This window comes from Streptomyces sp. NPDC020965 (genome assembly GCF_044333555.1).
In the GTDB taxonomy this organism is placed as follows: domain Bacteria; phylum Actinomycetota; class Actinomycetes; order Streptomycetales; family Streptomycetaceae; genus Streptomyces.
Map to the genome: position 1 here is coordinate 391,672 of NZ_JBIRRE010000003.1, position 21,482 is coordinate 413,153.

Genomic DNA, 21,482 nt, shown 5'->3' on the forward strand with positions numbered 1-21,482 from the left:
CCACCGCGACCGTCCGCGACCTCAGAGGGGGTGGCATGTCCGCAGAACTGGGCAGCTCAAAGGTGCTTACGCTCACAAAGAGCGCTCCGGCACCCGTTGTGCCCGACAGCTCGGAAGCCATCGACACCCGTACGCTCTCCCGCTCCCTGTTCCTGCGGCTCCGTGCCCTGGACAACGATGGAGCGGGCGACACACCGGAACGCACCTATGTGCGCGACACACTCATCGAACTCAACCTCCCCCTCGTCCGTTACGCCGCGGCCCGTTTTCGCAGCCGTAACGAACCGATGGAGGACATCGTCCAGGTCGGCACGATCGGCCTGATCAAGGCCATCGACCGCTTCGACTGCGAACGCGGCGTGGAATTCCCGACGTTCGCGATGCCGACCGTCGTGGGCGAGATCAAGCGCTTCTTCCGCGACACCTCGTGGTCGGTGCGGGTGCCGCGCCGGCTCCAGGAGCTGCGGCTCGCGCTGACCAAGGCGAGCGACGAGCTGGCGCAGCGCCTCGACCGCTCCCCGACCGTGCCCGAACTCGCAGCCGTGCTCGGCGTGTCGGAGGAGGAGGTCGTCGACGGCCTCGCCGTCGGCAACGCCTACACCGCTTCGTCGCTGGACTCGCCCTCTCCGGAGGACGACGGCGGCGAGGGTTCGCTCGCGGACCGGCTGGGTTACGAGGACTCGGCGCTGGAAGGCGTGGAGTACCGCGAATCGCTGAAGCCGCTGCTGGCCAAACTCCCGCCGAGGGAGCGGCAGATCATCATGCTGCGGTTCTTCGCGAATATGACGCAGTCGCAGATCGGCGAAGAGGTCGGCATCTCGCAGATGCACGTCTCACGGCTGCTGACGCGGACGCTCGCGCAGCTCCGAGAAGGTCTGATCTCGGACTGACCCGGGGCCGCTCCCACACGGCCCGCCCGTGGGCCGTGCTCCGTAGACCCCGTCGGCAACTCCTTGTTCGTCGTCCGTCGCGTGAAAGGCAGCGGTCCGGCCGCTTCCTTGTTGACGGTGCGTCAGACACACTGTCGCGATGCGACGACGACGTCAGGGAACGGCTCTCGCGACGGTGGCGCTCTGCCTGGGTGGAGCGCTGACCGCCTGCGGGAGCGGTGACGGCGATGGTTACGCGGCGGTGGGCGCGGCCGGTTCCGGCCCCGAGGGGGCACCGGGAGCGGTGCCACCGCGGGGCGAAGTCGTGCTGGTGCCGCTGGACGGTCCGGCGCGGCCCGCTGGCGGTGTACCCGGCGGTCCGAGCGCTCGTCCGACCGGTGGCAGCACGGGACCGGACGCGGCCGGCTCCGGTGACGGCGCTCCGGGTGCCACGGCCGGCTCCGCGCACCCGGACCCGGACCCGAGCGCACCGGGCACTCCGCAGCCGGACAGCTCTGAGGCCCGGGGGCCCGGCGCCCCGACCCCCGTACCACCACCCGTCACGACGCCGCCCGGCACACCCCCGGGCGCCTCCCCACCGACCCGTCCGACGCCACCGGCCCCGCCCGCTCCGACGCCGCCCGTGAAGCCGCCGTCGCCGCGACCGCCGGGGGCCGCGGTGTTGAAGCTGGGGGAGCCGGTCCGTACGGCCCTGGACCGACGGTGGTGCGAGAAGGTGACGGTGGCCTTCCGCAACACCGGTGGCGAGGCGGTGACTTCGGGCACCGTCACCTTCGGCACCCACATCATCGGGGCGCTCGGCGTCGACTGGGCGACGATCGAGTCCCGTCAGCCGCTGCCGACGCCCATCGGAGCGGGTGCGGCGCGCACCGCCTCGTACACCGTCTGTGTGGACGCGTGGCGGGTACCGCTCGGGATGCGGATCGAGACGCAGGACCTCGCCGCCGTCTGGAAGTGAACCCGGTGGGGCGGCACTTCGGCTGAGGCGCCACCCCGTGCCCCGCACCTCAATCTCCCCCGGACTTCGTCCGGGGCGGGACCCCCGGCGCGACTGCATTCAGCCTGCCCGGCGATGGAGGGCGGACCGTTACGCGCGGGGGCTTGAGGTGTGCGGGCCCTTCTGCGGAGCCGCGCGCCCGTCGCCCGGCCTCCCGCGAGCCTCGGCCCTTGCGGGGCGCTGCCCCGCTGGAGGCGCCACTTCGGCTGAGGCGCTACTTCAGCGCCAGCCAGGCCACCGCGGCCACGATCACGATCGCCGCGACGACCCCGACGATCAGTCCGACCTTGGGGCCGGACTGCGCGGGCGCCGCCTGACGGCGGCCCTGGGGCGCGCCGTCGTCGACGAAGGCGCGGAACATCTGGGTGCTGCCGGCCGGGTCGTTGTTGCCCTGGGGGCCCTGGCCCTGGGGAGCATGGGGGTTGTGTGCCATGGGGCACGACCCTAGCGAACCCGGGTGTACGGCCCAACCCCCGGGCGCACCCCCCGCACTTCCATCCGTCCACCGGTCCGTTCGCCGACGCGCCATGCGCACCCGCCCGCATCCGCCCGCACCCGGGTGTGAGTAGTTGAGGTACAGAAAGTGCCACTGAGATTGATCTCGGTCGGCCAGCGCATCGGCCGGAGGCTCCGCTGGGGTTCGCGGAAAGGTCGCCGGGCGGGCGCTGGTGCTGGTGCTGGTGCTGGTGCTGGTGCTGGCTACGGTCCGCTTCGTGCCAGTGGAGTTCTTAACCGGTGAGCAGGCCGAGGCGTACGGGACGTTCACCGAGGTGCCCACGCGCCCGGAGCTGGAGCGGTTCTTCTTCCTCGACGATGACGACCGTGATCTGATCGCGCTGCGTCGTACGGACGCGCACCGGCTGAGCATGGCGGTGCAGGTCTGTACGGTCCGCCACGCCGGCCGGTTCCTGGCCGACGGTCCGCTGGCGGTGCCGTGGGAGGTCGTGGAGCACCTTGCCGAGCAGCTCGGTATCGGGGACGCGTCGTGCGTGAAGCGGTACCCGGAGCGGCGCGGGGCTCCGTACGAGCACGCGCAGGAGATCCGGGAGCGGTTCGGGTACCGGGATTTCAGCGACCGCTCGCCGCCCTCGGCCCGGTCGTCAATGCCGTGGTGCTGTGGAACAGGCGCACCCTGACGCGACTGTCGCCCAGCTCCGCGCCGAGGGCCACGACATTGGCCACGGGCTCTTTTCTTGAGCGTACGATCCAGATAGCTTACGGTGGAGTCATGGCGAGGACCCGGGAGTTCGACACGGAGGCGGCGGTGAGCCGCGCCATGGAACTGTTCTGGATGCGCGGCTATGAGGCCACCTCGGTTCGCGACCTGACCCAGCACCTGGGGATCGGGCAGGGATCCCTGTATGCCGCGTTCGGCGACAAGGACGGCCTGTACCGGGCGGCGCTGGAGCACTACCGCACCACCCTCGCGGCGGCCGCCCTGCGCAGCCTGGAGGAGGGGGCGGATGCCCGCTCCGCGATCCGTACGATGCTGGTCGAGCGGGTCCGGATCGCCGTGGAGGAGGACGGCCGGGGCTGCCTGGCGGTCAATGCCGCCTGCGAGCGCCTGCCGAAGGACGCTGCGATCCGGCGCACCGTGCGGGACATGCAGGACGCCAGTCGGGACGCGCTCGCGGAGGTGCTGCGGGTCGCGGCGGAGCGGGGTGAGATCGCGGCGCGGTACGACCCGCACACGCTGGCCGCCTACCTCGTCACGTTCCTCAACGGACTGCTGGTCTCCTCGAAGATCACCCCGGATGCCCGTGCCCTCGAACCCCTCGTGGAGGTCGCCCTGACCGCCCTCGGCTGACTTTTTCATGCCCGCAAACTGTATCGGGCGATCCAGAAAAGACCCGGAGGCCGCACAGACACGCGATCCGGCGACGTCCACCGCTACTTCATCGAGAACCGAGGAGGACCCGTGCCCCCGCGCCCATCCCGAAAACACCCGCTGTCGGCGGCAGCCGCTGGCCCTCGGCCCGGACAACCACGGACGGCACCGGGCCGAGCCGTCTGGTGACCCTCGTCGACCCTCCGCAAGCCCACTGACACCCGCATCGCAAAGCCCACCAGGAAGGTTGGAAAACATGATGCTCGACCATGAAGGAACGCCCGTCCGCACGGGGCGAGCCGCCGTCAACGGAACGAGTCTGCACTACCGCACAGCGGGGTCCGGCCCTGCGGTGGTGCTCCTGCACGGCGTGCCCAAGACCGGCTACCACTGGCGCCACCTCGTTTCGAGGCTGACCCCCCACTACACCGTCGTCGTCCCGGACCTTCGCGGTCTCGGCGACTCCGCCCGCCCCTCGGACGGCTATGACTCCGCGACGATGAGCGATGACATCGCCGAGCTGATGACCCACCTCGGACACGAGACATACGCCGTGGCGGGCGAGGACTGGGGCGCGGTGATCGGCTACCAGCTCGCCGCCCGCCACCGTGACCACGTCACCGCTCTCGTCTTCGCCGAGGCGCTGTTCCCCGGATTCGGCTTCGAGGACCACACCGCCCTCACCCCCGAGAACGTCTCCAGCGGCATGCACCTGTGGCACCTGGGCTTCTACTTCCAGCCGGACATACCCGAGATGCTGATCGCCGGACACGAGCGCGAGCTGATCACCTACATGATCAAGTTCGAGCGCAGCCACCCCGACAGCGCCACCTCCGACGCGGTCGAAGAATACGTGCGCTGCTACTCCATGCCCGGCGGCATCCGCGCGATGCTCTCGATCTACCGGGCCATGCTCGTCGACGCAGAACAGAACCGGCAGGCCGCACAGAAGAAGCTGGACATCCCGGTTCTGGCGCTCGGCGGATCCGCGTTCATCGGCGACCGCAACGAGTCCCAGATGCGACTCATGGCCCACGACGTCACCGGACACGTATTCGACGCCGGCCACGATCTGGCGGAGGAAGTGCCCGACGAGATGGCCGACGTCGTCCTGCCGTTCCTGGCCGCGCACCGGTAACCGCACCCGGCCGCCGAGGCCGGCGATCTGAAGTGGCCCGGCAGGGTGAGGGGGCCTCGTCGCCTCCCTTTTGACTTCCTTTACTACTGCAAGCCCCGCTTTCGGTTGCCTGTAGCAACCAACGGAATCTATGGTTGCCCTAAGCAACAAGATTCAGGGAGGGGAACCGGCCGTGGCCGCACCGAGCCAGTACACGGAGCTGGCCCGCCAGCTCAGCGCCATCGGCTCGGTGCGCCGCGGCCTCGCGCGGCTGCTGCCCGTGGAGTGCCCGTCCGGCCCCGCCGCCGTGCTCTCACTGCTCAACCGGCACGGCGAGATGCGGCTCAGCCGGCTCGCCGAGCTGCTCGCCGTCGATATGTCCGTGACCAGCCGGCATGTCGCCCATGTCGTCGAGCGGGGCTGGATCGAACGCGCCCCCGACCCCGGTGACAAGCGCTCACGCCTGCTGCGGCTGACTCCGGCGGGCGTGGCGATGCTCGACGGACTCACCGGTCGGACGGCCGATATGTTCGCCCGCCACCTCCACGACTGGTCCGACGCCGAGGTCGAAGAGCTGATCACGATGCTCGCCCGGCTGCGCGACTCCTTCGGGGACTGCCGCATGCTCCCGGACGAGGCGTAGCGGGGGCCGGGCAGCACACGTACGCCGCACGACGACACGTAAGAAGAGGACTCCTATGGCTATGACCACACCGTCCGGTGTGCGGGGCGGCCAGGCCGAGCGGCACGCACCGGCCGACAGCGGCGCCCCGATGACCCACCGGCAGATCATGGAGGCGCTGTCCGGGCTGCTGCTCGGCATGTTCGTCGCCATCCTGTCGTCGACGATCGTCTCCAACGCCCTGCCCCAGATCATCAACGACCTCGGCGGCGGGCAGAGCGCCTACACCTGGGTGGTCACCGCGGCGCTGCTGTCGATGACTGCGACGACCCCGCTCTGGGGCAAGCTGGCGGACCAGTTCAGCAAGAAGCTCCTGGTCCAGATAGCCCTGCTCATCTACGTGGCGGGCTCGGTGGTGGCCGGCCTGGCGCAGAGCACCGGGATGCTCATCGCCTGCCGGGTCGTCCAGGGCATCGGTGTCGGCGGCCTCACCGCCCTCGCGCAGATCATCATGGCCGCGATGATCTCCCCCCGGGAACGTGGCAGGTACAGCGGCTACCTGGGCGCCACATTCGCTGTCGCAACGGTCGGCGGTCCCCTCCTCGGCGGGGTCATCACCGACACCGAGTGGCTCGGCTGGCGCTGGTGCTTCTACGTCGGCGTGCCGTTCGCGCTCATCGCCCTGGTGGTCCTCCAGAAGACGCTGAAACTCCCGGTGGTGAAGCGGAAGGTCCGGATCGACTGGACGGGCGCCTTCCTGATCAGCGCGGCCGTGTCGGTGCTGCTGGTCTGGGTGACCTTCGCGGGCGACAAATACGCGTGGGCGTCCTGGCAGACCGCCGCGATGGTGGGCGGCGCGATCCTGCTCGGCGCGGCCTTCCTCTACACCGAGTCCCGGGCGAGCGAACCGATCATCCCGCTGCGGCTGTTCCGCAACCGAACCATCACCCTCGCCTCACTCGCCTCGCTCTTCGTCGGTGTCGCGATGTTCGCCGGGACGGTGTTCTTCAGCCAGTACTTCCAGCTCGCCCGGGGTGAGACGCCCACGATGTCCGGGGTGATGACGATCCCGATGATCGTGGGCCTGTTCATCTCGTCGACGGCCTCCGGCTGGATCATCACCAAGACGGGCCGCTGGAAGGCGTGGCTGGTCAGTGGCGGTGTGCTGGCGACGGCGGGCCTGGGCCTGCTGGGCACCATGCGCCACGACACGGTGTACTGGCACCTCGCCGTCTCCATGGGCGTACTCGGGCTCGGCCTCGGCATGATGATGCAGAACCTCGTCCTCTGCACCCAGAACCAGGTGTCCCAGGAAGACCTCGGCGCGGCCTCGTCGGTGGTCACGTTCTTCCGCTCGCTGGGTGGCGCGATCGGGGTCTCTGCACTGGGGGCGGTGCTCGGCACCCGGGTCACCCACTACGTGCAGGACGGCCTGACCGCACTGGGCCCGAAGGGCTCGGCCTTCGCGGAAAACGCGACCGGCGGCGGCATCCCGGACATGTCGACCCTGCCGGAGCCGCTGCGGACGGTGATGGAGGCGGCGTACGGGCACGGTGTGGCCGACGTCTTCCTGTACTCGGCGCCCTTCGCGCTGCTGGCCTTCGTGGTGACGCTGTTCATCAAGGAGGTCGCCCTGAAAAGCCACACCACCCAGCAATCCACCCCGTCCGACGCTTGAGAACGAACCCGGGCCCAAGAATCCAGCCCGCCCGGCGCTTGAGGACGGACCCTGGGGGCCCAGCAATCCAGCCGTCCAGCGCCTAAGGACGGACCCCTCGAACAAATCCAGCCCGTCCGACGCTTGAGGACCCACCCGAGGCCCGGCAATCCAGCCCGTCCGACGCTTGAGGACACACCCGGGGCCCGAGAATCCAGCCCGTCCGGCGCTTGAGGACGGACCCCGGGGCCCAGCAATCCAGCCCGTCCGACGCTTGAAGACCCACCCCGGGGCCCAGCAATCCAGCCCGTCCGACGCTTGAAGACCCACCCCGGGGCCCAGCAATCCAGCCCGTCCGACGCTTGAAGACCCACCCCGGGGCCCAGCAATCCAGCCCGTCCGGCGTTTGAGGACGGACCCTCCAACCCAGGGGGCTGGGGCCCACGAAGACCCCGCGCCGGAGGAGCTGAAGGCACCAACCCGGGGCCCCGCGGACCAGGCGCCCAGGGGAGCCGAGCCCAGGACACGGGCGCAGGGCGCAGGGCCCGGGCCCCCGGGGGCCCAACCCCCTACCCCCGCGCCACCATCGCTTCGATACCCGCCACCAACAGCTCCAGCGCGTACTCGAAGTCCCGTTCCCGCAACTCCTCCACGGTGTCCCCGTTCCGCCCCTCCATCGCCTCCGAGTACTGCGCCGCCGCGTCCAGGAATTCGTCGAACCCCTCCCCCGCCCCCGTCTCCCCGCCCTGTTCCGCCCGCATCGTCCCCAGCGCGTTTCGGAGGTACTCGTCCTGGCTCACGCCCGCCTCCGCGCACCGCCGTACGAAATTGCTCTCGACCGTGCCGAACCCGTACACGAACTGGAACACCGCCGCGAGACCGCCCATCTGACCGTTCGGCGGCAGTCCGGTGTTCCCCATCACCTGCTGCACGGCCAGCGAGAACGCGATCGAGCGCGGTCCGATGTTCAGGAACGAGCCGATCAGCGCGGGCACCCACGGATGCCGCACCAGCATCGCCCGGTACTCCGTGGCCAGGGTGCGCAGTTGTTCCCGCCAGGCGTCCTCCGCGCTCAGGTCCGGCAGCCGCATCCGGCCGAAGACCTCGTCCAGCGCGAGTTCGAGGAGGTCGTCCTTGGTGTCCACGTACCAGTAGACGGACATCGCCGTGACGTCCAGTTCGGCGGCGAGCCTCCGCATGGAGAACTTCGTCGCGCCCTCCGTGTCCAGCAGCCGTACGGTCGCGTCAATGATCTTCGCGCGGTCGAGGCCGGCCGGCTGGCCCGACCTCCGCCCGCGGTCGGCCCTGCTCTGCACCCACACACTGGCCCGCGTGGGACCCTTCGCGTGGTCGGCCGCACTCACCATCGCGCCATCCTCCTCGGCTCCTCCGAATGGACCGGCAGAGCCGGAATGGGCAGCTCTGCCCGGTCCCGATGCTATGCCGCCGCCCCGGGCGCGTCTGCCCGCTCCGCGCGCCGCAGCAGCGTCGCGGCCAGCAGCCCACCGGTCAGTACCGCGACCGCCCCGACGAGCTGACTCGTCTCCAGCCCCGAGGCGAAGGCCGCCGAGACCTGCTCCCGCTCGGCCGCGCCGTCCGCCGCCGCGAGGGCCGCGGGCAGTGAGGCCGCCCCCGCCGCGCCGGTCACGAGCGCGGCGAACCGGGAGTTGAGGACCGCGCCGAGCACGGCGACGCCGAGACCGTTGCCGAACTCCGCGAGGGTGCCGTTGATGCCGGCGCCCACGCCCGCCTTCTCCAGCGGGATCGCGCTCATGATCGCGTTGGCCATAGCCGGCATGGAGAGCGCGATGCCCGCACCCATGATCACCAGGCCAATGAACATCCCGCCGTATCCGTCCCCACCGAGCAGGGCGATGGCGGCGAGCCCGGAGGAGACCAGGGTCATTCCGGCGGCGATCGTCACCGGGGTGCCGAGCCGGATCAGCAGCCGCGCGCCGATACCGGTCAGGTTGAGGGCGACGATGGTCAGCGCGAGCGGAGCCGTACGGAGACCCGCGTCCAGTGGTCCGTAGCCGAGGACGAACTGGAGGTGCTGGGTCAGCAGGAAGAGCGAGCCGCCCATGCCGAAGGCGACGAGGATGGAGCCCGCGACGGCTCCGATGAAGCGCCGGTCGCGGAAGAAGTGCATGTCCAGCATGGGGTGCGGAATGCTCAGCTCCCACCGGACGAAGCCGCCGAGCACCAGCACACCGACGGTGGCCGACACCAGGACCTCGGTGGAGGTCCAGCCGTGCTCGGGCCCGGAGATGATCGCGTAGACGGTGGCGCTCATACCGATGGTGGAGAGCAGCGCGCCGAACAGGTCGGGCCGGGTGCTCTGCGGGTTCTTGGACTCGGGCACCAGGGTGATCACGGCGATGAGGGCCAGTGCCACCACGGGGAGGTTGATCAGGAAGATCGCGCCCCACCAGAAGTGGTCGAGCATGACCCCGCCGATCAGCGGACCAGCGGCGAAGCCGAGGGAGCTGACGGTGGACCAGAGGGCGATGGCCTTGACGCGCTCGCTGTCGTCGAAGATCTGGACGATGACGGCGAGGATCGTGGTCATCAGCAGCGCGCCGCCGACGCCCATGCCCGCGCGGGCGGCGATGAGCTGGCCGGACGACTGGGCCAGCCCGGCTGCCAGCGAACCGATGCCGAACAGTACGAGCCCAGCGACCAGCAGCTTCTTGCGGCCGTAGCGGTCGGCGGCGTTACCCGCGGTGAGGAGGAGTCCGGACTGGACCAGCGAGTAGGCGTTGATCATCCACTGGATGTCGGTGGCGGAGGCGTCCAGTTCCCGGTTGAGGGAGGGGATGGCCACGCTGAGGATCGTGTTGTCGAGCAGCACGGTGAGCTGGGCGAGGCAGATGACGCCGAGGATCAGCCAGCGCTGAGGATGGCCGGTCGGGGCCAGGGGGGTGCCGAGGGTCGGCGCCGTCATGGGCACTCCTTATACAGCGTACGGGGCGGGGCAACTCGTACACCGTACAAGGCCAGCCATACGCTGTATAGCCAGTTATCGCGCGACCCCCCGCGCACCCCTGACCGCGGCTCCCCGCACCGCTCCCTCCGTGACTCCCGGTACCCCGCGCGCTCCGCCCGGCGCCCCCGCCCGGGACAGACCCTCCCGGCGCTGCCCCGCCCGGCCCACCCCTCCTCGCATCCCCTTAGCCCGCATCCCCTCAGCCCCCAGAGCCCCTCAGCCCCGAGCCCCCTCACTCCCCCGGCTTGATCAGATAGCCGGCCCCACGCCGGGTGTGGATCATCGGCGCCCGCCCGGCGTCGATCTTCTTCCGCAGATAGGAGATGTACAGCTCGACCACATTGGCCTGACCCCCGAAGTCGTACGACCACACGCGGTCGAGGATCTGCGCCTTGCTGAGCACCCGCCGGGGGTTCCGCATCAGATAGCGCAGCAGCTCGAACTCGGTGGCGGTCAGATGGATCGAGTCGCCGTCCCGGAAGACCTCACGGCTGTCCTCGTCGAGCATCAGATCACCGACGGTGAGCACGGACTCGGCCCGTACGGCGGCGGCAGCGGCCCCGGAACGCCGGATCAGCCCCCGCAGCCTGGCCACGACGTCCTCCAGCGCGAACGGCTTGGTCACATGGTCGTCGCCCCCCGCGGTGAGCCCGGCGATCCGATCGCCACCGGAATCCCGCGCGGTCAGAAAGAGGACCGGCACATCGGGTATCTCCCGCCGCAGCCGCCCCAGCACCGCGAGCCCGTCCCGACCCGGCAGCGCCAGGTCGAGCACCACGACGTCCGGCCGGGCGTCCCGTACGGCGCGCACCGCCCCGGCGCCGTCACCGGCCACGCGGACCTCCCACCCCTCGTACCGCAGGGTCATCGACAGGAGTTCACCGAGCGCGGCCCCGTCGTCGACAACCAGCACCCGGACGGGGGCTCCGTCCGGTCCGAGCATCGCGGTGCGGCCCTGGGGCGAGATGATGGTCATGGCGGTCACACTGGTGCCCCGCCCTGAAAGCGGCCTTGCGGCTCTCTGTGTTTTCCCTAAGAACCGCCGCCGTGTTTTCCCTGAGAACTCCCACCGCCCCGCCGCTTCCGCCCCCGCTACTCGCCGGGCAGCCCGAACAGCGCGCGGGCGTTGTCGTGACAGACCGCCCGGAGCCAGTCGTCGCCGAGACCGAGGGCTTCGAGGGCGTCGAGCTGATGGCGGTACGGGTAGGGGATGTTCGGGAAGTCGCTGCCGAGGAGAATCCGGTCCCCGAGGGCGGCGAGCCGGGGCAGCTCGCTCCGGGGGAACGGCGCGCGGCGCTCGCTGAAATCGGTGAGGGCCATGGTGGTGTCGAGCCGCACCTCTGGGTACCGATCGGCGAGGTCGAGGAATTCGGTGTACTCGGGCATCCCCAGATGCGCGACGACGATCCGCAGCCGGGGGTGGCGGGCGAGCAGCCGCCCGATGGGCTCGGGACCGGTGTGCGCGCCGGGCACCGGACCGGACCCGCAGTGGGTCACGACGGGCACTCCGGCGTCGGACAGCAGCCCCCAGACGGGGTCAAGGAGTGGATCATTGGGGTCGTACGCCCCCACCTGCAGATGCGCCTTGAAGACCCGGGCACCGCGCTCCACCGCCTCTCGGACGTACGCGCCGACGCCGTCCTCGGGGAAGAAGGTGGCGGTGTGCAGACAGCGCGGCTCGCGGGCGGCGAAATCGGCGGCCCAACCGTTGAGCCAGGCCGCCATGGACGCCTTGTGCGGGTAGAGCATCGCCGTGTGCGCGCGTACCCCGAACGCCCGGAGGACGGCGCTGCGCCGCTCCTCCTCGTACCGGTAGGTGATGGGCCAGGGCTCCCCGATGAGCGGCCCTGCCGCGTCGAAGTAGGCCCACACCTTGTCGAGGACGCGCTCGGGCATGAAATGCGTGTGGACGTCGATCAGGCCGGGCAGTCCGAGCCGGCCCCAGAACTCCCGTACGCCGGCGCTCTCCTCGTCGTGCGGTCCGCGCCGGCGATCCCCCTCGCGCCCCGCCGCCGCCCGGCTCAGAACAATCCGCCCTGCACGGTGACGTCGGTGGTCGGCACCGAGACCCCCGCGGACGGGTCCGCACCGATGAGGGACCAACCGCCCATCAGCCGGGTGTCGAGCACGATATGGCCGTCCCCCTCGGTCCGCAGATGGAGATCGGGCCCGGCGACCGCGAGCAGGGTCCCGGCGACGGCGCCGCCGTCACAGAGTTCGCGTACGACGGAGGTCGCGGTGGTCAGCCCGTCGAGACCGAACACCCCGGTGTGATCGACGGGCTCACAGCCGAGCGGTTCCAGGGTCTCCGCCCAGCCACCGACCGCGCGGGCCCGCCGGTGCAGCTCCTCGATCTCGGCCACCCGCTCGGCGGCGCCCGGCAGCCCGGCGCGCACGGACCGCTTGTCCGCGTACGGAATCCGGTCCGGCACCCCCAGCGCACCCCGGAGCACCTCCTCGGTGCGCCGGGCGGCCATCAGGGGGCCGCGCCCCAGCCAACTGAAGACCACGGCACCCTGCTCCAGCAGCCGCGCGGAGCCGCGCTCCTCGCCGGTGATCCCGACCTTGACCATGCCGGGCCCGAACCAGGCGAGATAGACACGGTAGGTACGGGGATCATCGAGCAGGGTGTCGGCGGCGACGGAATGGGCCCGTTCCAGCCGGGCGCACTCGGCACACCGCGGCTGGGTGACCCGCGCGGACACGGCGGCGGAGAGCGGACAGGTGTTCCCCCGGGCGCCGACGCACCGCCGCTCACCCTCGGCACGGAAGCCGAGGGCCTTCCCGGCGAGCAGCGGGCTGACCCGACCGCCCTCCCAGCGCAGCACGGCCATCCGCGCCCCTTGGGGCCACCCCAGCCCGGAGCACCGCCACGTCATACGTACCTCCGTCGCAACTTTGGGACCGAAAACGGGGAGAGTACCCGAGCCCACCGAAACCATTGCGCCCGATACGCCGACTTCCAGCCGCCCGAGGGCCCAAGAGCGCCTTGCGCAGCCGCATGCCACAGGGGATATCCGCACGTGGGGGCAGTGGCTGAATCTACGCGTTGCAAACGCGACGTCCGCCACCCTCGAACCCCGCCCGCCCCCGCGCCCACCGCGACGCCTCGGGGGCCACGACTCCCGCCCCCACCGACCCGACCCGGCCCGCCGCCTACACCTCGCTGCCGTACTTCGCAGCCGTAACCCCGGAAACACCAGAGGCCCCGGACTTTCGTCCGGGGCCTCTGGTCTGCTGTGCACTCGGCAGGATTCGAACCTGCAACCTTCTGATCCGTAGTCAGATGCTCTATCCGTTAAGCTACGAGTGCTTGTGCTTCCCGGGCTTTTCTTCCCGGTTGGCGTTGCGGGAACAACATTACATGACCTGCGCCGTCAGGTGAAATCCGTTAAGCACACCCCGCCTGACCTGCGAAAACGCAGAAATCGCCCGGTGAAAACGGAGGGCCGCGGGGAACCCGGACAGCACTGAAGCCCCGGCCGTGACGGCCGGGGCTTCAGTGATCACGCTGGCGGAGGCGGAGGGATTTGAACCCTCGATGGGCTTTAAGACCCAAACCGCATTAGCAGTGCGGCGCCATAGACCGGACTAGGCGACGCCTCCAGCACACCCGCGCAGGCGCGGATGGTGCGTGCCGATGATGACACAGTCACGCGGCGTGTCACCAATCGCCGTCCACGGTACTAGGCGCGGAGGCCACAGGGCAAAGGGATGAATCGGGGGAAAGGGCGGGGCGGTGGGGTCGGCGGGGCGGGTGGGGATCGGATCCCGGGCCCCGGCCCCCGACCCGCCCGGCACCTCGGTCAGTCTCCCGCCCGGCAGCCGGATCAGACCGGACCCGGACCCGCACGGCAGCCGGATCAGACCGATCAGACCGATCAGTCCGATGAGCCTCCCGCCCGGCAGACCGCTCGGCAGAGCCGGCCGGCAGCCCGCTCGGCCTCCCTCCGGTTGCGCAACGCACCCGCGCACGGAGCGTTAGAAGCGGTGGGACCCCGGAGCGGGGTCCCCCGGGCACCGTCCCGTGCTTCCTCACGCCCCAGGAGATATCCATGCCCAACCGCATCGCCCTGGCCGCCACCGCCTCCCTCGCCGTGCTCGCCACCGCCGTCCCCGTCGCCGGGGCCGTCGAGCTGCCCTTCCCGCTCACCCCGCTCCTGTCCGTGGCCGAGGGCCCCGCCCAGAACGCGGCCCGGAGCGAGGCGGACCGGCTGACCGTCATCGTGTCCGAGACCGGGAACACCCGTACCGACGGCCGCTACCAGTTGGAGTGCGCGCCGACCGGCGGCACCCACCCCTCCGCCGAGGCGGCCTGCGACCGGCTCGACGCCCTCGCCCGGGAGGGTGTGAACCCGTTCGCACCCGTACCCGAGGGACAGATGTGCACCCAGCAGTACGGGGGATCGGCGACCGCGCGGGTCACCGGGACTTGGCACGGGCGGGCCGTCGACGCGACCTTCACCCGGGCCGACGGGTGTGAGATCTCCCGCTGGCAGACCATGGAACCGGTACTGCCCAGCACCAGGTCATAGACCCCGACGTCACCGTATTCGCACACAACCTCGGTATGAGCTGCCCCTCATCCGCCGCCCCCGGGTCATCCACTGCCTTTAGACTCCTCAAGTGACAGGCCATGGCCCGAGGGCCAGGATGGGCAACGGCCGTCCGCACATGCAGTAGGTCAGGGAGGAACCGAACGTGAGCAGCAGGCCATCCCGAGGCGCTGCTCGCCTCGCAGCCATACTCGATGCCCTCCCCGACGGCCTCGTGCTCGTCAATTGCAACGGCACGGTCGTCAACGCCAACACCATCGCGCTCGAACTCTTCGAGACTCCGGGCACCGCCCTGGTCGGACGGGGGCTGCTCGATCTGCTGCCCACCTTCGACTCGCGACTGATCCCGGGCTCCATGCGCAGCCCCGAGGCGGCCGACGAGCGGGGGCGGACCAAGCCCACGCGGATGGTGGCGCGGCGTACGGACGGCGGCGAGTTCCCCGTCGAGGTGACCAGCGCGAGCCTGGAGGACGGGCGCGAAGCCTACGACTCCTACAACGCCTTCACCGGCGACGAGCTGCTGATGCTCGTCGTACGGGATCTCTCCGGCACCATGGACACCGAGGCGGAGCTGGCGCGTTCGCAGCGGCAGACGGAGATGATCCTGCGGGCCGCCGCCGAGGGTGTCGTCGGTACGGACACCGAGGGGCGCGTCGTCCTCGTCAATCCGGCCGCCGCGCAAATACTGGGGTTCCGGGCCAGCGACCTGGGCGGGCGCGAGCTGCACCCGCTGATCCTGCACTCGCGCGAGAACGGCGAGCCGTTCCCGTACCCCGAATCACCGCTCGCGGACACGCTGCGGTCCGGGCGCAAGCACCGGGTGCGCGGGCAGGTGCTGTGGGCGAAGAACGGTTCGCGGGTGCCGGTCGATCTGACGACCGCTCCGGTACGGGACGGGGACCAGCTCGTCGGCGCGGTGATGACCTTCACGGACCGCCGCCCGTACGAGTCCCTCACCGAGCAGCACGAGTCCGAACTCGCCGAGACCACCGAGCGGCTGAACGAGAAGCTCACCGAGACGAGTGAGCGGCTGAGCCAGGAGCTGGCCGACACCACCGAGCGCCTGAACCGGGAGCTGGCCGAGACCACGGAGCGGTTCACGGCCGAACTGGCGGACCGGGCGGACCGGTACACCGCCGAGATCGAGGGCCGCGACGAGCGCTATCTGGAACTGGCCGCGCGCCACGACCAGCTCACCGCGGTACTCGGCGCGTCGCTGCGCGGGCCGTTGGAGGAGCTCCGCGCGGAGCTGGGCACCCTCGCCGCCGATCCGGCCGGTCAGCTCTGGCCCGAGGCCAACCAGGTGCTGCACCATCTGGTCGCCGGTTACGCCCGGATGACCACCCTCATCGACAATGTGCTCGGCTTCCAGCGGCTCGACGGCGGGGGCGAGCGGCTCTATAAGTCCAAGGTCCTGCTCGACGCCGTCGTCGCGGCCGGGATCGAGGGCGCGATCGAGCTGATCGGGCCCGGCCGGGTGCAGTTCGCCGTGCACGCGCCCCCGATCGAGGCCGAGGTGGACGCCGTACGGCTGGCGACCGCGCTCGCCCATCTCGCCGCGGATGTCGCCGGGGTCGACTCCACCGGCCGGACCCGGCTGCTGCCGGAGGGCGGCTACGGGGACTCGACCGTCGTCGTCGCCGCCGCGCAGCGCGGTGAGGTGGTACGGATCGAGGTGCGCGGCGCGTTCACCGGGGGCGACCCGGTGCACGAGCCGATCGTGCGCGGCATCGTCCAGGCGCACGGCGGAGTGCTCCAGACGCATGACGTGCCGGGGATGAGCGGCAGCGCGTACGTCCTGGAGGTGCCGCTCGGGGACGGTGCCGGGATGATCGCCCCGCCCGCCGACCCCATGGAGGTCGCTGGAGGCGTCGAGGGCGTCCAGGACGACCTGGCTTCCCGAGACGCCCTAGACGCCCCGGATGTTCAGGGACCCGACGGCGGTACGGGGGCGGGCAGCGGTACGGGGACGGGCAGCGGTACGGGGGCGGGCGGCGCCCTCGCCCTGCCGGAGCAGCAGCAGTACACGCCGTCCCCGGAGACACTGGCGGGCGGTGGGCGGCGCCGGGCGCGGCGGGGTTCCACGGACGCCTTCCTGGAGAGCGCGGTGGCGCCCGAAGAGGCGGCCGACGAATCGGATTCCCCGGGTGTGCCGCCGACCGGGCGGCGGCGAGCCGTCCAGCCGCAGCAGGAACTGACCCTGGCACCGGACCCCGACAGCACCAACGGCGGCGGAACGGGCCGACGAAGGGGGCGGCCGAGCCCCGCCGAGGAGGCCGCGGCCGTCGCCACCCGGCCGTCCGAGGGATCGGTCGTCACCGCGGCCGAGGGCGCGGCGGGACGCCCGGCGCTCGGTCAGGCCGTACCGCCGCAGGGGGTGCCCCTGGACGCGGCGGGGCAGCGGGCCCGCCACAGCGGTGTGCCCGAGCTGGCCGCCGCCCCGGCCGTCCCCACCCCTCCGGGGCCGCCGTACGCCTCACCGGTGCCGGCACAGGCGGCCGTTCCGGCGCAGTCGGCCGGTGGCGGGTCCGCGCAGGCCGGTGGCCGGCGGGCCCGGCGCGCGCTCGCCCCGGCACCGGCCGAGGGCCAGGAGCCCGGCACGGGCGCCGAGGGTCAGGAAGGCTCGGAGACCTCTCCGGCGGAGACCGGGCGATCGGCGTTCGCGCTGCCGCCCGCCGCCGCCGACCGGCTGCCGCCGACGGCCGGGGCGGCCGACGCCTCGCAGCCGGGCCGCCACGACCTCGTACGCACCGAGCCGGGCACCGAGCACCACACCCCGCCGCACGAGCATCCCGCGCCGACGGGTCGCCGTCGCGCGCACGGGACGGTGGACGAGACGGATGCAGCCGGAGCCGAAGTCAGCGCCGGAGTCGGAATCGGCGAGGACGACGGTGCGGATGCCGTACGGGGTCGGGAGGCGGTGTCGGGGCTCGGCAACGCGACCGCGCAGGGCACCGGTTCCGTATCCCTGCCGCTGCCGCCGCTCGAAGAGCCCGCGAACCAGGGCGAACAGCGGCTCGTGGGCGCACCGGGCGACGCGGGGCCGGACGCCGCACAGGCCCGTGCGGAACACGGCGGCCAGGCGCTGCCCGCCGAGACCCCCCTGCCGGGCGATGCCTCGCAGGGGCGCGCCTTCAGCGTGCGGACGCTCGGCCAGGGGGTGCCGTTCTCGCAGCAGACCAACGAGAAACAGAACCAGTCGCTCGGTTCGGGGCGGCGCCGCAAGCTGTCCACGCCTCCCGACGGGGAGCGGGAGGGGCACGATGCGGTCGCCAAACCGCATCCGCAGGCCGGCGCGCCGGGATCACCCGCGTCGCCCTCGACACCCCCGCCGTCCGCGCAGAGCGCCCCTCGGCGGCCCGGTGAGCGGGCCGAGGGCCGGGCGTATGCGATTGGTGCACCCGATGAGGGTGCGGAAGGCCCGGAGCCGCTGGACGGTCCGGGGGGCGCGGTCGAGGTGGCCAACCGGCCGCAGCCGCACCCCGTCGACGACGAACTGCCCCCGGAGCCGCTGGACAATCCGCGTCGGCTGCTGGTCTGGCCCGCGCCGGACGTCTCCACCCAGCAGGCGCTGAGTGACCGCGGCTACCGTCCGGTCGTCGTGCACTCGCGCGAGGAGGTCGACGCGCAGATAGCGGCGTTCCCGGCGGCGCTCTTCGTGGATCCGCTGACCGGTCCCATCACGCGTACCGCGCTCCAGTCCCTGCGCCAGGCCGCCGTCGCGGCCGAGGTTCCGGTGCTGGTGACGGCGGGGCTCGGGCAGGCAACCCGAGAGGCCGCGTACGGTGCCGATCCGGCGATCCTGCTCAAGGCGCTCGCCCCGCGCGACAGCGAGCAGCATCCGTCCCGGGTGCTGTTGATCGAGGAGCACGAGGAGATCGCGCTGGCGCTCACCGCGACGCTGGAACGGCGCGGGATGCAGGTCGCACGGGCCGGGACGGACGCCGACGCGGTCACCCTCGCGGCGCAGATGCGGCCGAATCTGGTGGTCATGGATCTGATGCAGGTGCGCAGGCGCCGGGCCGGGATCATCGACTGGCTGCGCGCCAATGGGCAGCTCAACCGGACTCCGCTGGTCGTCTACACCTCGGCCGGGCTCAATCGGGCGGAGCTTCCCCGGCTGTCGTCGGGCGAGACGGTGCTCTTCCTCGCCGAGCGCTCCACCAGCGGTGAGGTCCAGGCGCGCATCGTGGATCTGCTGGCGAAGATCGGCACCAACTGAGCCAGGGGCGGTTCGGGTGCGGGTGCCGGCGCGGCTGCGGTGCCGGGGCGAGTGCGGTGCCGGGGCGGCTGCGGATGTACGCCGTACAGAGGTGTACGGAGGTGTACGGAGGCTCTGTACGGCGCTGGACGGCGATACGGGGAAGGTCGGCGATACGGGGAAGGTCGGGCCGGTCCCCGAGGATGAGGACCGGCCCAGAGCGCCCTACAACCGGGTGACGTCCAGCTCACCGTCCGCGTACTGCTTGCGGATCACCTTCTTGTCGAACTTCCCCACGCTCGTCTTCGGCACGGTCTGGACCACCGCCCACCGCTCCGGCAACTGCCATTTGGCTATCCGCTCGGCGAGGAACGCGCTGAGCGAGGCGTAGTCCACCGTCGAACCCTCCGTCAGGACGACCGTCGCCAACGGGCGCTCGCCCCACTTCTCGTCGGGGACCGCGACCACGGCGGCCTCGGTCACCTCCGGGTGGGCCATCAGTTCGTTCTCCAACGCGACGCTGGAAATCCACTCGCCACCGGACTTGATGACATCCTTCGCACGGTCGGTGAGGGTCAGAAAGCCGTCCGGGTCGATCGTCCCGACGTCCCCGGTCTTCAGCCAGCCGTCCTCGCTGAACTTGTCGGCGGGCTTGAAGTCCTCGCCGCCCGCGCCACCGAAGTACGAGCCCGCGATCCAGGCGCCACGGACCTCCAGCTCACCGGCCGACTCACCGTCCCAGGGCAGGAACTGGCCGGCCGGACCGACCAACCTGGCCTCCACCCCGACCGGGAAGCGGCCCTGCGTCACGCGGTAGGGCCACTCTTCCTCCGGCGTCAGTCCGGCCGGGGGGTGCGCCATCGTGCCGAGGGGGGACGTCTCGGTCATGCCCCAGGCGTGACAGAGCCGTACGCCGAGTTTGTCGTACGCCTCCATCAGCGCGGGCGGACAGGCCGAGCCGCCGATGGTGACCTGCTTCATGGAGGAGAGGTCGCGGGGGTGGGCGGTGACCTCGGCCAGCAGGCCCTGCCAGATGGTGGGCACCGCGGCGGCGTGTGTCGGCCTCTCGCGCTCGATCATCTCGGCGAGGGGCGCCGGCTGGAGGAAACGATCCGGCATGAGGAGGTTGATGCCGGTCATAAAGGTGGCGTGCGGCAGGCCCCAGGCGTTCACATGAAATTGCGGTACGACGACGAGTGAGGTGTCGTGGTCGGTCAGCCCCATCGACTCGGCCATGTTCACCTGCATGGAGTGCAGATAGATCGAACGGTGGGAGTAGACCACGCCCTTCGGGTCCCCGGTGGTGCCGGAGGTGTAGCAGAGGGCGGCGGCGGACCGTTCGTCCAGCTCGGGCCAGTCGTAGTCGGTCGGGCGGCCGGCGATCAACTCCTCGTACTCGTGCACCTGCGCGTCGGCACCGGCCAGCAGGCTCCGGTCGCCGGCCCCCGACACGACGATGTGCTCGATCGTCGGCAGATGCGGCAACAGGGGTGCCAGCAGCGGCAGGAGGGAGCCGTTGACGATGACCGCGCGGTCGGCGGCGTGGTTGACGATCCACACGAGCTGGTCGGCGGGGAGACGGAGGTTGAGCGTGTGCAGGACGGCGCCCATGGACGGGATTGCGAAGTACGCCTCGACGTGGTCAGAGTTGTTCCACATGAGGGTCGCGACACGGTCGTCGCCGCCGATGCCCAGCTCGTCGCGGAGGGCGTTGGCCAGCCGGGTCGCTCGTTCACCGACCTCCGCGAAGCTCCGGCGCTGCGGCTCGGCCTCCCCGGTCCAGGTGGTGATCCGCGACTTCCCGTGGATCGTCATCCCGTGTTGCAGGATGCGGGTCACGGTCAGCGGTACATCCTGCATGGTGCTCAGCACGGCGTCCTCCCGGTGGGCGCTAGCGCTACGTGGCCGTAGATGGGGAGATTCTGCGCACATACCATGCGGTATGTCACTACCCCACGGGGGAGCGATTCAGCGCCTCACGCTACCGGGCGGCGCGGGGACGGCCCCGAATGCGTACGGGGTGGTGCGAAGGGGCTGGATCAGCGCACGGGAGCCAGCTCCGGGTCCTCGCGCAGCTTGCCGAGCGCACGCGACACCGCGCTCTTGACCGTACCGACCGACACCCCGAGCACCTCGGCGGTCTGTGCCTCGCTGAGATCCTCGTAGTACCGGAGCACCACCATCGCCCGCTGCCGGTCGGGCAGCTTCATCACGGCACGCCACATCGCGTCGTGCAGCACCTGCTGCTCGGCGGGGTCGGGCGAGGGCACGGTCTCCGGCTCGGGCAGCTCGTCACAGGCGAACTCGTCCACCTTGCGCTTGCGCCACTGCGAGGTCCGGGTGTTGAGCAGGGCTCGGCGGACATAGCCGTCGAGCGCCCGGTGGTCCTCGATCCGCTCCCACGCGACATACGTTTTGGTGAGCGCGGTCTGCAGCAGATCCTCGGCGTCACAGGGGTTGGCGGTGAGCGAGCGGGCCGTCCGCAGCAGCACGGGCCCCCGCGCCCGTACGTACGACGAGAACGACGAATAGAGAGCTTGGGACGCGTACCGTGCGTCGGCTCCGTACGACGGAGGCGCCGGCGGTCCGGCGACCTTCGAGGCGCTTGTGCAGACTGGCGTGGTCATA

At 71.1% G+C, this 21,482-nt stretch carries 16 protein-coding genes, 2 tRNA genes and 1 pseudogene; 9 read left to right on the plus strand and 10 right to left on the minus strand.

The genetic code is table 11. From position 1 onward, the window contains the following. Positions 1–35 precede the first annotated feature (35 nt). Positions 36–890, plus strand: coding sequence for an RNA polymerase sigma factor SigF (locus tag ACH4S7_RS12205; RefSeq protein WP_398521045.1), 855 nt, complete (start codon positions 36–38; stop codon positions 888–890). A gap of 139 nt (positions 891–1,029) precedes the next feature. Then, the gene (locus ACH4S7_RS12210; protein WP_398521046.1) at positions 1,030–1,848 is read left to right on the plus strand and encodes a hypothetical protein; all 819 of its coding nucleotides are present in this window, start codon (positions 1,030–1,032) and stop codon (positions 1,846–1,848) included. A 253-nt stretch (positions 1,849–2,101) separates the two neighbouring features. Here ACH4S7_RS12210 and ACH4S7_RS12215 read toward each other — a convergent pair whose 3' ends face one another. After that, a complete protein-coding gene (locus ACH4S7_RS12215) occupies positions 2,102–2,320 on the minus strand; it encodes a hypothetical protein (protein ID WP_398521047.1) in 219 nt (72 codons plus the stop codon). Positions 2,321–2,600: 280 nt separating this feature from the next. On the opposite strand from ACH4S7_RS12215, the pseudogene ACH4S7_RS12220 reads away from it, so the two are divergent. The 5 genes and pseudogenes from ACH4S7_RS12220 to ACH4S7_RS12240 form a co-directional block, all read left to right on the plus strand. After that, a pseudogene (locus ACH4S7_RS12220) lies at positions 2,601–2,963 on the plus strand (DUF4158 domain-containing protein); the annotation flags it as partial. A 152-nt stretch (positions 2,964–3,115) separates the two neighbouring features. Then, positions 3,116–3,694, plus strand: coding sequence for a TetR/AcrR family transcriptional regulator (locus tag ACH4S7_RS12225; protein ID WP_398521048.1), 579 nt, complete (start codon positions 3,116–3,118; stop codon positions 3,692–3,694). Between the two features lie 277 nt (positions 3,695–3,971). Beyond that, a complete protein-coding gene (locus ACH4S7_RS12230) occupies positions 3,972–4,853 on the plus strand; it encodes an alpha/beta fold hydrolase (RefSeq protein WP_398521049.1) in 882 nt (293 codons plus the stop codon). A gap of 172 nt (positions 4,854–5,025) precedes the next feature. Continuing rightward, positions 5,026–5,475, plus strand: coding sequence for a MarR family winged helix-turn-helix transcriptional regulator (locus ACH4S7_RS12235; protein ID WP_398521050.1), 450 nt, complete (start codon positions 5,026–5,028; stop codon positions 5,473–5,475). Positions 5,476–5,530: 55 nt separating this feature from the next. Then, the gene (locus ACH4S7_RS12240; RefSeq protein ID WP_398521051.1) at positions 5,531–7,132 is read left to right on the plus strand and encodes an MDR family MFS transporter; all 1,602 of its coding nucleotides are present in this window, start codon (positions 5,531–5,533) and stop codon (positions 7,130–7,132) included. 548 nt (positions 7,133–7,680) lie between these two features. Here ACH4S7_RS12240 and ACH4S7_RS12245 read toward each other — a convergent pair. The 7 genes from ACH4S7_RS12245 to ACH4S7_RS12275 all read right to left on the minus strand — a co-directional run bounded on the left by ACH4S7_RS12245 (position 7,681) and on the right by ACH4S7_RS12275 (position 13,703). Beyond that, entirely contained in the window at positions 7,681–8,478 is a 798-nt protein-coding gene (locus tag ACH4S7_RS12245) for a TetR/AcrR family transcriptional regulator (RefSeq protein ID WP_398521052.1), read from the minus strand. A gap of 71 nt (positions 8,479–8,549) precedes the next feature. Then, complete coding sequence (locus tag ACH4S7_RS12250; protein ID WP_398521053.1) at positions 8,550–10,055, minus strand: MFS transporter; 1,506 nt, start codon at positions 10,053–10,055, stop codon at positions 8,550–8,552. A 274-nt stretch (positions 10,056–10,329) separates the two neighbouring features. Next, positions 10,330–11,073 carry a response regulator transcription factor gene (locus ACH4S7_RS12255; protein ID WP_398521054.1) on the minus strand — a complete coding sequence of 248 codons (744 nt, stop codon included), beginning with the start codon at positions 11,071–11,073 and terminating at the stop codon, positions 10,330–10,332. Positions 11,074–11,189: 116 nt separating this feature from the next. Beyond that, positions 11,190–12,026 carry an amidohydrolase family protein gene (locus tag ACH4S7_RS12260; RefSeq protein ID WP_398521366.1) on the minus strand — a complete coding sequence of 279 codons (837 nt, stop codon included), beginning with the start codon at positions 12,024–12,026 and terminating at the stop codon, positions 11,190–11,192. 92 nt (positions 12,027–12,118) lie between these two features. Beyond that, positions 12,119–12,931, minus strand: coding sequence for a DUF2797 domain-containing protein (locus tag ACH4S7_RS12265; protein ID WP_398521055.1), 813 nt, complete (start codon positions 12,929–12,931; stop codon positions 12,119–12,121). A gap of 406 nt (positions 12,932–13,337) precedes the next feature. Further along, a tRNA-Arg gene (locus ACH4S7_RS12270) sits at positions 13,338–13,410 on the minus strand. Positions 13,411–13,609: 199 nt separating this feature from the next. Then, a tRNA-Ser gene (locus ACH4S7_RS12275) sits at positions 13,610–13,703 on the minus strand. A 449-nt stretch (positions 13,704–14,152) separates the two neighbouring features. On the opposite strand from ACH4S7_RS12275, the gene ACH4S7_RS12280 reads away from it, so the two are divergent. Beyond that, positions 14,153–14,632, plus strand: coding sequence for an SSI family serine proteinase inhibitor (locus tag ACH4S7_RS12280; protein ID WP_398521056.1), 480 nt, complete (start codon positions 14,153–14,155; stop codon positions 14,630–14,632). Positions 14,633–14,798: 166 nt separating this feature from the next. After that, entirely contained in the window at positions 14,799–18,875 is a 4,077-nt protein-coding gene (locus tag ACH4S7_RS12285; protein WP_398521057.1) for a PAS domain-containing protein, read from the plus strand. Between the two features lie 204 nt (positions 18,876–19,079). Here ACH4S7_RS12285 and ACH4S7_RS12290 read toward each other — a convergent pair whose 3' ends face one another. Further along, positions 19,080–20,726 carry a long-chain fatty acid--CoA ligase gene (locus ACH4S7_RS12290; RefSeq protein ID WP_398521058.1) on the minus strand — a complete coding sequence of 549 codons (1,647 nt, stop codon included), beginning with the start codon at positions 20,724–20,726 and terminating at the stop codon, positions 19,080–19,082. A 167-nt stretch (positions 20,727–20,893) separates the two neighbouring features. After that, the gene (locus tag ACH4S7_RS12295; RefSeq protein WP_398521059.1) at positions 20,894–21,481 is read right to left on the minus strand and encodes a SigE family RNA polymerase sigma factor; all 588 of its coding nucleotides are present in this window, start codon (positions 21,479–21,481) and stop codon (positions 20,894–20,896) included. Between the last annotated feature and the right edge of the window lies 1 nt (position 21,482).

Excerpts from the sequence above, each read along its gene's own strand:
- ACH4S7_RS12295 (WP_398521059.1), bottom strand. The coding sequence starts at position 21,481 with ATGACCACGCCAGTCTGCACAAGCGCCTCGAAGGTCGCCGGACCGCCG.
- ACH4S7_RS12210 (WP_398521046.1), top strand. The coding sequence starts at position 1,030 with ATGCGACGACGACGTCAGGGAACGGCTCTCGCGACGGTGGCGCTCTGC.
- ACH4S7_RS12225 (WP_398521048.1), top strand. The coding sequence starts at position 3,116 with ATGGCGAGGACCCGGGAGTTCGACACGGAGGCGGCGGTGAGCCGCGCC.
- ACH4S7_RS12265 (WP_398521055.1), bottom strand. The coding sequence starts at position 12,931 with ATGGCCGTGCTGCGCTGGGAGGGCGGTCGGGTCAGCCCGCTGCTCGCC.
- ACH4S7_RS12230 (WP_398521049.1), top strand. The coding sequence starts at position 3,972 with ATGATGCTCGACCATGAAGGAACGCCCGTCCGCACGGGGCGAGCCGCC.
- ACH4S7_RS12240 (WP_398521051.1), top strand. The coding sequence starts at position 5,531 with ATGGCTATGACCACACCGTCCGGTGTGCGGGGCGGCCAGGCCGAGCGG.
- ACH4S7_RS12245 (WP_398521052.1), bottom strand. The coding sequence starts at position 8,478 with ATGGTGAGTGCGGCCGACCACGCGAAGGGTCCCACGCGGGCCAGTGTG.
- ACH4S7_RS12250 (WP_398521053.1), bottom strand. The coding sequence starts at position 10,055 with ATGACGGCGCCGACCCTCGGCACCCCCCTGGCCCCGACCGGCCATCCT.
- ACH4S7_RS12205 (WP_398521045.1), top strand. The coding sequence starts at position 36 with ATGTCCGCAGAACTGGGCAGCTCAAAGGTGCTTACGCTCACAAAGAGC.
- ACH4S7_RS12215 (WP_398521047.1), bottom strand. The coding sequence starts at position 2,320 with ATGGCACACAACCCCCATGCTCCCCAGGGCCAGGGCCCCCAGGGCAAC.
- ACH4S7_RS12280 (WP_398521056.1), top strand. The coding sequence starts at position 14,153 with ATGCCCAACCGCATCGCCCTGGCCGCCACCGCCTCCCTCGCCGTGCTC.
- ACH4S7_RS12255 (WP_398521054.1), bottom strand. The coding sequence starts at position 11,073 with ATGACCATCATCTCGCCCCAGGGCCGCACCGCGATGCTCGGACCGGAC.